The organism is Methylobacterium sp., from assembly GCF_019750675.1.
Taxonomy (GTDB): domain Bacteria; phylum Pseudomonadota; class Alphaproteobacteria; order Rhizobiales; family Beijerinckiaceae; genus Methylobacterium.
Map to the genome: position 1 here is coordinate 1 of NZ_JAIEOF010000374.1, position 5,554 is coordinate 5,554.

Genomic DNA, 5,554 nt, shown 5'->3' on the forward strand with positions numbered 1-5,554 from the left:
CCACACGGGAGGCCCTCCGGCGGACCGGGTCGGGGGGCTCGGGGGGAGGAGACGGCGCCCCGCGTCGATGGCCCGGTTTCGCCATCGCCCCGGGCCGCATCGGCGACGCAAGGCGTCTCGGACGGGCAGGCTGCAAGGCTGGGCCCGGGACCCTGGGACGCACCGAGACAGCGGACGGTCCGCCCACTACGAGGCGGGCTCGGAGCATCGCGCTCTGATCAGACGGCCGCCGGACTGCGCCGCCCGCACGGGCGTCGGGTCACGGAGGGGGGCTGCCACCAGCCGGGTCGCCAGTGCCGAGAAGACGCCGTGACGAAAAGGATCGGTCCCGCGAGGGGCCGGGCCGAGGGACGCCGGGGGACCGGCATACCATTCATCGAACGTGGTCTCGCGGCGTCCCGCGTCTCCCGTTTCGTTTCCTGGCCATCCCCCGCGCCGAACCGGCGGCGGGGCCGCTCGGACGTGGCCCGATCTCACGGCGCCAGCCAAGCTCCGCGCCAGCCGTCGGCCCGCTCCCAGGCGGCCCGGCGGTGGCCGCGCCGGTCTAGGTAGAGGAATTCGAGGCGGGCCACCGCCACCACCACGGCGCAGAAGTTCGGCCGCCCGAGGGTCAGCGCGGTCTCGGCATCGGGCAAGGTGTAGGCGTCGCCGGCGGATAAGCGCGCGCCGGGGGCGGGGTCGGCGCCGTAGCAGACCCGGCTCATCGCCATCGAGCCGGCCCAGGCGGTTTCCGCCAGGGCGTCGTCGGTGTGGAGCGTCGCCGGGCCGGAGGCGCGGATCTGGATCTTCGTCGCGGAATCGTAGCCGTGCAGGGCCGCGACCCCGGAGGCCGCGATCTCGGCCGCCTTGTCCGAGCGCCGGTCGCAGTGGAAGCGCAGCGTGCCGGCGGCCGGGTCGACCGCGCGCAGCACCACGGTGCGCACCTGCGGGTGGCCGTGGGCGTCGACGGTGGCGAGCGCGGGCATGTGGAAGGCGTTGCGGCGCAAGGCGGGTCCTTCCGCCAGCAGCCGCCAGACCTCGGCGAAAGCCGCGCCGAGATCGTCGTGGAAGGGCGGCAGCGGCGTCATCGCGCCGGGGCGGCCGCCCGGGCGGCGCGGCGCTCGCGCAGGATCAGGGCGACGTTGCGCAGGTAGATGAAGGTCGACAGCGCCTGCCCGAAGATGATCACGGGCTCGCGCCGCACGAGGCCGTAGACCAGGGTCATCAGGCCGCCCGCGATCGAGAGGAACCAGAAGGCCAGCGGCATCACGCTCCGGCCCGCCCGCTCGGAGGCGAGCCACTGCACCACGAAGCGGGCGCCGAACACCGCCTGCGCCAGGATGCCGAAAACCAGCCAGGCATCGAAGCGGGTGACGAAGACGTCGTAGACGTAGCCGCGCACGTCCTCGGCGAGCTGGATCAGCATGGCTCAGGCTCCCGTCACGTCCGTGACCCGCGGCGTCACCCGCTTGCGCCGGATCAGCCACCACACGCCGGCCAGATCCAGGAGCCCGACCCAGAGCCGGTCGAACAGGCCGTATTTCGAGGTGCCGGTGAAGCGCGGCCGGTCGACCACGTCCCGGTGGACCACGCCGAAGCCCTCGCGGGCGACCAGCGCCGGCATGAAGCGGTGCTGGCCGTCGAAGAACGGGAGCGTGTGGTAGACGTCCCGGCGCACGAGCTTGTAGCCGCAGCCGGTGTCGCGGGTGGCGTCCTTGAGGATGCGCACCCGGACCCCGTTGGCGATGCGCGACTGGAGGCTCTTGAGCCGCCCGTCCTTGCGCCCGATGCGCTGCCCTTGCGCGAGGCCGGTACGCGTCCCGCCCGCCTCGATGGCCTCGAGCAGGGGCGCCAGGAAGGCCGGGTCGTTCTGGCCGTCGCCGTCCATCAGGGCGCAGACGGGCGCACGGGCCACCGCGATGCCGCTGCGGATGCCGGCGGCCTTGCCGGCGGTGCGGTCGTGGGCGAGCACCCGCAGCCAGGGCCGCCCGGCGCGGGCTGCCGCGAGCGCCTCGGCGGTGCCGTCGGTGGAGCCGTCGTCGATGTAGATCACCTCGAAGGGTGCCAGGGGGGCGCAGGCGGTCTCGAGTTCGGCGACGAGGCTCGCGATGTTGCCGGCCTCGTTCTTCACCGGGATGATCACGGAGAGGCGCATGGGTGCTGGATCCGAGGTCAGGGCGTCGCCGCGTAGGCCGAGAGGTCGACCCGGCGGCCGCCGTTGATGTTGAAGCCCGAGACCGTGCCGACCCGGTTCGGCACCAGCCCGGCGGCCCCGGCGGCGGCCTCGAACGCGGTCGCGAACCGGCCCTCCACGTAGACGAGGCGGCAGCCTTCGCCCTTGAGGAAACCGACGGCTTCCGTGCCGGTGCCGAGCATGGCGAGGTCGGTGCCGATCAGGAAGACGAAGCTCGGCTCGCGGTAGCCGAGGCTGGCCACGCGCGGATGCGGGCAGGGCAGCGCATCGCGGATCGCCGCGAGGCGGGGCGAGACCTTGAGGGCGGCGATGACCGGCTGGGTCAGGCCGAACACGGCGGGCGAGAGCAGCATCGCCGCCAGGATGCCGAGGGTCAGCGCCCGCTCGGGCAGGCCGCGGGCGAAGGCGCGCCAGGCCAGGGCCGACACGGCGCTGGCAGCCAGCAGCAGGGGCAGGCCGGCCCAGGGCAGGGTGCGGTCGTAGGCGAAGGCGAAGGCCGAGAGGCCGAGGGTGAGGCCGACCGGGATCAGCACCACGAGCCCGGCGGTGAGCCGCGCGCCCCGGCGCTCGGGATGAAGGGCCCCGGCGGCGAGGGCCCGCAGGGTGAGGATGGCGATGGCCGGCATCAGCGGCAGCACGTAGTGCGGCAGCTTGGTCGGCACGATCTCGAACAGGATCCAGGTCGGCACGATCCAGGCGAGGAGGAAGGCGATGGCCGGATCGCGCCGGTGGCCCCAGGCGAAGGGCGCGGCGAGCGCCGCGAAGGCGGCCCCCGGCCAGAAGGTGCCGAAGAACGCCACGAGGTAGGCGCCGGGCGGGGCGAAATGCTTCTCCGAGCCGCCCTGGACCTTGCTCAGCATGTCGTGGCCCACCGCCTCCCCGTAGAAGGCACCGCCGCTCTTCCAGGTGATGGCCGCGAACCAGGGCGCCACGATCAGCAGGGTGAGCGGCAGGCCGAGGCCGGGCCGCAGGGCCCCGAGCCAGCGGCCGGACCCCGACCGGACGGAGAGCACCAGGGCCGGCAGGCCGCAGAACAGCGGCACCATCGGGCCCTTGATCAGGATGCCGAGGGCGAGGCCGAGCCAGAAGGCCAGCACCGTGACGGTGTCGAGGCGCCCGGGACCGGCGTCGCGCCGGAGCCAGGCGCGGGCGAGGCCGCCGAAGGTCGCCACGGCGCAGGCGCAGAGCAGCGCGTCGGTCTTGGCCAGGCGCGCCTCGGCCGAGAGCACGACGCAGGCCCCGAACAGGGCGGCGGCGAGGAAGGCCCCCCGCCGGGGCAGGAAGACCAGGGCCGACCAGTAGGTGAGGAGGACCGCCCCGATGGCGCCCAGCAGGGAGGGGATGCGGTAGAGGCCGATCGTGGTGCGGGCGTTCGGCACGCCAAGCGCCTCGGCGGCGCCGACCACGGCGGCCTGGGCCCAGTAGATGCCCACGGGCTTCTTGTGCCGGGCCTCGGCCTGGAAGCGGATGTCGACGAGGTCGCCGGTCTCCAGCATCTGCTTGGAGGCCTGCGCGAAACGCGGCTCGTCCCGGTCCATCGGCTGGAGCGAGCTGATGCCGGGCAGGAAGCAGACGAGGCAGAGGGCCACCAGGAGGGCGCAGGCCCAGGCATGGCTCCGGGTGGCGGCGGACAGGAGGGTGTCCGGGAACGCGAAGGCGTCGCCGCGAGCCGGGTGGGGCACGGTGGCGCGGTCGATCATGCGGGGGCGATCATGCGGGGGGATGGGCCGTCAGGGGGGACATACGCGGCTCCGGACCGGCACGCGGCCCGAGAATCCGGTCGATGAGGCCGGTCGATGCCGCGAGGCCGGCGGTGTCGATGATGCGGCCGGGAATGTCAAATCGCACCGTCGCCGCCCTGTCCCGCGCGGGAGCCTGCGAGCCGAAGGGGCTCCCGACGATCCGCCGGCCCCGGGGAACAGGGCCGGACCGTCTCCGTTGTCACCCCGTCGCGGCACCGGCCGCCGACGTGAGATTGAGGGATATTCGTTATGAGCCTCCTCGGCAGCATCGTCAGCAAGATCCTCCATCCCTTCGGCGGCGGCGACGCGCAGGCCAAGCCGTCGGAAGCGAACGCTCAGCCCTCCGCCGGCGGCTCGGATGCCCCCGCCTCGACCCCGACCAGCACCGGCGCCCCGGCCGGCGGCCCCGTCGACGTCGAGGAGGTGCTCAACGGCATGGCGGCGAAGAATTCGCAGACCCTGAACTGGCGGACCTCGATCGTCGACCTGATGAAGCTCCTCGACCTCGATTCGAGCCTCACCGCCCGCAAGCAGCTCGCCGACGAGCTGCACTACACCGGCGACAAGGAGGACTCGGCCACGATGAACGTCTGGCTGCACAAGCAGGTCATCAAGAAGCTCGAGGAGAACGGCGGCAAGGTGCCGGCCGATCTCAAGGATTGATCTTCTTTTTTCGGACGATTCGGCGCGGCCTGTTTCGAAGGCCGTGCCGCCGGGGCAGGGGGCGCGGGCTCCCTGCCTTTTTGATTTCGGCGCGCTCCAGACCGACGGCGCGGGACCCCGCCGTCACCCCTCCAGCCGCTGCCCCAAGCGACCGGCCAGGTCCTGGATGAACTGGAACGCGGTGCGGCCCGAGCGCGAGCCGCGTGTGGTCGCCCATTCCAGCGCCTCGGCCCGGACGCGGTCGGGGTCCGCCCGCAGGCCGTGGCGGGCCACGTAGGCGCGGATCATCGCCAGATACTCGTCCTGGCTGCACTTGTGGAAGCCGAGCCAGAGGCCGAAGCGATCGGAGAGGGAGACCTTCTCCTCCACCGCCTCGCCCGGGTTGATCGCCGTGGAGCGCTCGTTCTCCACCATATCCCGGGCCAGGAGGTGGCGCCGGTTCGAGGTGGCGTAGAACAGCACGTTCTCGGGCCGTCCCTCGATGCCGCCGTCCAGCGCCGTTTTCAGGGACTTGTACGAGGTGTCGTCGCCGTCGAAGGAGAGGTCGTCGCAGAAGACGATCCAGCGATGGGCGTCGCCCCGCAGGGTCGCCATCAGGTCGGGCAGCGCCTCGATGTCCTCGCGGTGGATCTCGACGAGCTTCAACGGGAGGGTGCCCGGCGCCCGCGCGGCGTTGATCTCGGCGTGCGCCGCCTTGACCAGCGAGGATTTGCCCATGCCGCGCGCCCCCCAGAGCAGCGCGTTGTTGGCCGGCAGGCCGTCGGCGAAGCGCTGGGTGTTCTCCACCAGGGTGTCGCGGGCCCGGTCGATCCCGGTGAGGAGGCCGATCGCCACCCGGTTGACGCGTGGCACCGGGATCAGGCGGCGCTCCGGCCCCCACAGGAAGGCATCCGCCGCGGTCAGGTCGACGGGGGCACGCGGGGCGGGCGCGGCACGCTCCAGGGCGGCGGCGATCCGCTCCAGCACCGGCAGGAAC

6 protein-coding genes are annotated in these 5,554 nt (G+C 73.1%); 1 reads left to right on the plus strand and 5 read right to left on the minus strand.

Annotated features, from left to right (window positions below; all coding sequences use genetic code 11):
• Positions 1 to 473: 473 nt before the first annotated feature.
• From K2X24_RS19315 to K2X24_RS19330, 4 genes are read right to left on the minus strand one after another with little or no spacing between them, the layout of a single operon-like run.
• Positions 474 to 1,067: a pyridoxamine 5'-phosphate oxidase family protein gene (locus tag K2X24_RS19315; protein WP_292500132.1), complete on the minus strand. Its 594-nt coding sequence runs from the start codon at positions 1,065 to 1,067 to the stop codon at positions 474 to 476.
• Entirely contained in the window at positions 1,064 to 1,405 is a 342-nt protein-coding gene (locus K2X24_RS19320; protein ID WP_056468610.1) for a lipid-A-disaccharide synthase N-terminal domain-containing protein, read from the minus strand. Before K2X24_RS19320 ends, K2X24_RS19315 begins: the two co-directional genes overlap by 4 nt.
• Positions 1,406 to 1,408: 3 nt before the next feature.
• On the minus strand, positions 1,409 to 2,134 hold the full coding sequence (locus K2X24_RS19325; RefSeq protein WP_238274918.1) for a glycosyltransferase: 726 nt from the start codon (positions 2,132 to 2,134) through the stop codon (positions 1,409 to 1,411).
• Positions 2,135 to 2,151: 17 nt separating this feature from the next.
• Positions 2,152 to 3,873 (minus strand): glycosyltransferase family 39 protein, encoded by a 1,722-nt coding sequence (locus K2X24_RS19330; protein ID WP_292500134.1) that lies wholly within the window; start codon positions 3,871 to 3,873, stop codon positions 2,152 to 2,154.
• 291 nt (positions 3,874 to 4,164) lie between these two features.
• On the opposite strand from K2X24_RS19330, the gene K2X24_RS19335 reads away from it, so the two are divergent.
• Complete coding sequence (locus K2X24_RS19335; protein ID WP_056468570.1) at positions 4,165 to 4,578, plus strand: DUF3597 domain-containing protein; 414 nt, start codon at positions 4,165 to 4,167, stop codon at positions 4,576 to 4,578.
• 123 nt (positions 4,579 to 4,701) lie between these two features.
• Here the strand turns inward: K2X24_RS19335 and K2X24_RS19340 are convergent, their stop codons facing one another.
• Entirely contained in the window at positions 4,702 to 5,550 is an 849-nt protein-coding gene (locus K2X24_RS19340) for an ATP-binding protein (protein WP_292500137.1), read from the minus strand.
• Positions 5,551 to 5,554 lie beyond the last annotated feature (4 nt).

Excerpts from the sequence above, each read along its gene's own strand:
- K2X24_RS19330 (WP_292500134.1), bottom strand. The coding sequence starts at position 3,873 with ATGATCGACCGCGCCACCGTGCCCCACCCGGCTCGCGGCGACGCCTTC.
- K2X24_RS19320 (WP_056468610.1), bottom strand. The coding sequence starts at position 1,405 with ATGCTGATCCAGCTCGCCGAGGACGTGCGCGGCTACGTCTACGACGTC.
- K2X24_RS19325 (WP_238274918.1), bottom strand. The coding sequence starts at position 2,134 with ATGCGCCTCTCCGTGATCATCCCGGTGAAGAACGAGGCCGGCAACATC.
- K2X24_RS19335 (WP_056468570.1), top strand. The coding sequence starts at position 4,165 with ATGAGCCTCCTCGGCAGCATCGTCAGCAAGATCCTCCATCCCTTCGGC.
- K2X24_RS19315 (WP_292500132.1), bottom strand. The coding sequence starts at position 1,067 with ATGACGCCGCTGCCGCCCTTCCACGACGATCTCGGCGCGGCTTTCGCC.